Annotated in this window: 4 protein-coding genes; 2 read left to right on the top strand and 2 right to left on the bottom strand. The window is 69.6% G+C overall.

What is annotated here, in order from left to right:
• Window positions 1–121: 121 nt before the first annotated feature.
• Together ACTWQJ_RS48730 and ACTWQJ_RS48725 are read right to left on the bottom strand one after the other, a co-directional pair.
• A complete protein-coding gene (locus ACTWQJ_RS48730; RefSeq protein ID WP_443312785.1) occupies window positions 122–991 on the bottom strand; it encodes an LLM class F420-dependent oxidoreductase in 870 nt (289 codons plus the stop codon).
• Between the two features lie 5 nt (window positions 992–996).
• Entirely contained in the window at window positions 997–1,878 is an 882-nt protein-coding gene (locus ACTWQJ_RS48725; protein WP_443312784.1) for a proline iminopeptidase-family hydrolase, read from the bottom strand.
• A 253-nt stretch (window positions 1,879–2,131) separates the two neighbouring features.
• Between ACTWQJ_RS48725 and ACTWQJ_RS48720 the strand changes: the two genes are divergently transcribed.
• Both ACTWQJ_RS48720 and ACTWQJ_RS48715 read left to right on the top strand, forming a co-directional pair.
• The gene (locus ACTWQJ_RS48720) at window positions 2,132–3,163 is read left to right on the top strand and encodes a methyltransferase (protein WP_443312783.1); all 1,032 of its coding nucleotides are present in this window, start codon (window positions 2,132–2,134) and stop codon (window positions 3,161–3,163) included.
• A partial coding sequence (locus ACTWQJ_RS48715; protein ID WP_443312782.1) for a methyltransferase family protein occupies window positions 3,163–3,385 on the top strand: 223 nt, incomplete at its 3' end. The genes ACTWQJ_RS48720 and ACTWQJ_RS48715, both read left to right, overlap by 1 nt.

The following is a 3,385-nucleotide window of genomic DNA, read 5'->3' as shown; positions in this document are numbered from 1 at the left end:
TGGTGGGAGAGCAGGTCTCCGCGTTCGTCGCGTCGTCCGCTCGCTGAGCGGGCCGACGCCACAAAGCTTCGCATGGCCGCAACCATTGCTGGCTGCGCGACTTCGGCCCGGCGCTGCACGCTCACTCAGCGGCATCGGCGCGCTCTGTCGCCCCGAGCCGCCGGGGCGCGTGCGCCTCGACGAACTCCTCGAGCTCATCGATCGTCAGATGAGCAGGCGGCACGACGACGAGCCGGTCCGCACCGAGATCGGCGTATCTGCGCACACTGTTCGGATCGAGCGGGCGGGACGGGCTGATGGAGATCCGGAGAGGCTCGCGCTGCCTGCCGAGGCGGGCAGAGATATCCCGCAGTGAGCTCAGCTGCTCTACGGCGCCCCGCAGGCTCACCATGTAGCCGAACCACTCATCGCCGTACGTGACTGCACGCCGGTGCGCCGCCGCGCTGTGGCCGCCGACCACCAAGGGCACCGGCCGTTGTACGGGGCGGGGGTGAGCGTCGACGCCGTCGAAGTCCGCGAACTCCCCGTGGAATGCGGGCTTTTCCTCGTACCACAGCGCGCTGATGGCCTGGATGTACTCGTCCGCGCGGGCCCCGCGGCCAGCCATCGGCACGCCCACCGCGTTCAACTCCGGCTCCAGATAGCCGACGCTGGCTCCGAACAACAGCCGACCTCCGCTGAGCACGTCCACACTGGCCAACTGCTTTGCGAGCACGACCGGGTTGCGCTGCGGCAGCACGACGCAGCCGGTGCCGAGCCGGATCCGCTCGGTGCAGCCGGCCAGGTAGGTGAGCGACACCACGGGATCCAGCACCCGGTCGCCCGGATCCAGCGGGGAGTCCTCGGTGCGCGGCCTGGGCAGGGCGACATGGTCGGCCGCCCACAGCGAGTCGTAGCCGACCCGCTCCGCGCGCTGCGCGATGCGCACCGCGTTCCCCGGGTCCGCGCAGGCGTGCATGTTCATCGAAAACAGTCCGATGGTGGGTGCCATGCCCGTCATGCTAGCTCCGCCCGCTCGAGGAACTTCTCGACTGCATCACGAAATCGGTCGGGTTCCTCCAGGTGCGGCATATGGCTCGATTCCTCGAAGATCACCCACTCGGCGCGAGGCAGGCCGCGCCACAGCCCCTCGACTGCACTTGGGGTCACCTCGTCATGACGTCCGGAGACGACCAGCCCGGGGGCCTCGACCCGGTCCAGCCGACTGGTGATGTCCCAGTCGCGCAGGGACCCGGTCATCGTGAACTCGCTGGGTCCCATCATGGCCTCGTACACCGTGGGGTCCTCCGCGAGCCGGGCCATGGTCCGCGTCAGCTCCTCGGGGACCGGCCGAGCCCGGCAGACATGCCGCCCGTAGAAGACCCGCATCGCCTGCCGGTACTCCTGCGCGTCGAGCGCACCCGCCGCCTCATGGCGCTCTATCGACTGCCGTGCGTCCTCGGGAAGTTCGGCGAGCAGGCTGCGGACCCCCGCCACATATGCGGCGGAAGAGGCGAACGCGTCGGCGACGACGATCGAGCGCAGGCCGCGCGGACGGGTGACCGCATGCTCCAGCGCCAGCATCCCGCCCCAGGAGTGACCCAGCAGGTGATAAGCATCCTCGATGCCCAAGTAGCCGATCAGCGCCTGAAGTTCTTCGACGAACAGCTCCACCGTCCAGGACTGTGAGGGGGCTTCGGGCCGGTGCTCCGAACGCCCGCCGCCGAACTGGTCGTACAGCACGTACGAGCGCCCCGATCGCGACAGCTCCGCGACCGACGTGAGGTAGTCGTGGGTGAGCCCCGGGCCGCCGTGGCAAATCACCACCGGTGCCTGTGCGCCGCCCCCGTCGAGCGCCCCCACGACGCGATACCACGTCCGACGTCCTCGCCACTTCATGGTGCCCTCTGTCACTACCGCACCCTCCGACGCCGTTCGGGTCTGTTCCGGTGGCGCATCCTGGCAGGCCGGGCTGACGGAGAGCTGACCTGCGCCTGACGCCCGGTCCCGCTTCGGCCAGCCGAAGCGGTCAGCATGACGTCAGCCCCCTGTCAGGCCGAACGGCGAGACTGTCGGCGGTCATGCGGCCACGGCGCCGCAGCAGCTGGACAGTTAGATGCAGGACACCTCGGATGCCAGACGGAGGCAGACCTTGAGCGACACGCAACCGACCGAGCCCGCCGAGATCGCGACGGCCGTCAGGCAGGTCCTCGCCGACTCCCTGGGCTACCTCTACCCAGCAGCGCTCCGCGTGGCCCTGCGCACCGACATCGCCGACCACCTCGCAAACGGCCCCAAAACCGCCGACGAACTCGCCACCCTCACCGGCGTCCACGCCCCCTTCCTCCACCGCATCCTGCGCTTCCTCGCCACCCGAGGCATCTTCCGCGAAGACGACACCGCGGCCTACCACATCACCCCCGCCGCCCACGTCCTCCGCTCCGACGTGCCCTACTCCGTACGCTCCACAGCCCTGCTGCTGACCGACGAGATGTACTGGAAGTCCACCGGACGCCTCGAGGACACCGTCCGCAAGGGCAGCACGGTCTTCAACGACATCTTCGGCGCCCCCCTCTTCGACTACCTGGAGGGGAACGAGGAGAGCGCGCAGACCTTCCACACCGGCATCGCCGACCTGTCCACGATCGAGCAAGGCGGCATCGCCGACGCGTACGACTTCCCAGAGACGGGCACGGTCATCGACGTCGGAGGCGGCCCCGGCGGCTTCCTGCGCACCGTGCTCACCAAGAACCCCCGGCTGCGCGGCGTGCTGTACGAGCAGCAGGCCGTCCTCGAGCAGCACCAGCTCGACGACCCGGCGATCGAGGGCCGCTGGGAGACGGCGGAAGGCGACTTCTTCGCGACCGCGCCCACGGGCGGAGACCTCTACGTCCTCAAGCGGGTGCTGCACGACTGGGACGACGACCACTGCGTGCGCATTCTGCGGGCCGTCCGCAAGGCCATGACCGAGCAGTCCCGCCTCCTGGTCATCGACGCCATCGTCCCGCCCGGCAATGACCCGCACCCCGCCAAGCTGTACGACATCGCGATGATGGCCATCTTCGACGGGACGGAGCGTACGGAGCCCGAGTTCGAAGCGCTGCTCGCCGCCGCGGACCTCAAGCCGCTGCGGGTCGTCCCCACGCCCGGTACGGTCTCCGTCATCGAGGCCGTGATCGCCTAATGAGCCCGAGCGACGCGCAACCGACCGAGCCCGCCGAGATCGCGACGGCCGTCAGGCAGGTCCTCGCCGACTCCCTGGGCTACCTCTACCCGGCGGCGCTCCGCGTGGCCCTGCGCACCGACATCGCCGACCACCTCGCAAACGGCCCCAAAACCGCCGACGAACTCGCCACCCTCACCGGCGTCCACGCCCCCTTCCTCCACCGCATCCTGCGCTTCCTCG

It is taken from the genome of Streptomyces sp. KR55 (assembly GCF_052245645.1).
Taxonomy (GTDB): domain Bacteria; phylum Actinomycetota; class Actinomycetes; order Streptomycetales; family Streptomycetaceae; genus Streptomyces; species Streptomyces flavusporus.
This window is presented reverse-complemented; position numbering and strand designations above follow the sequence as displayed.

What these genes read in the sequence shown, in the direction of transcription:
- ACTWQJ_RS48725 (WP_443312784.1), bottom strand. Translation starts at nt 1,878, where the DNA reads ATGAAGTGGCGAGGACGTCGGACGTGGTATCGCGTCGTGGGGGCGCTC.
- ACTWQJ_RS48730 (WP_443312785.1), bottom strand. Translation starts at nt 991, where the DNA reads ATGGCACCCACCATCGGACTGTTTTCGATGAACATGCACGCCTGCGCG.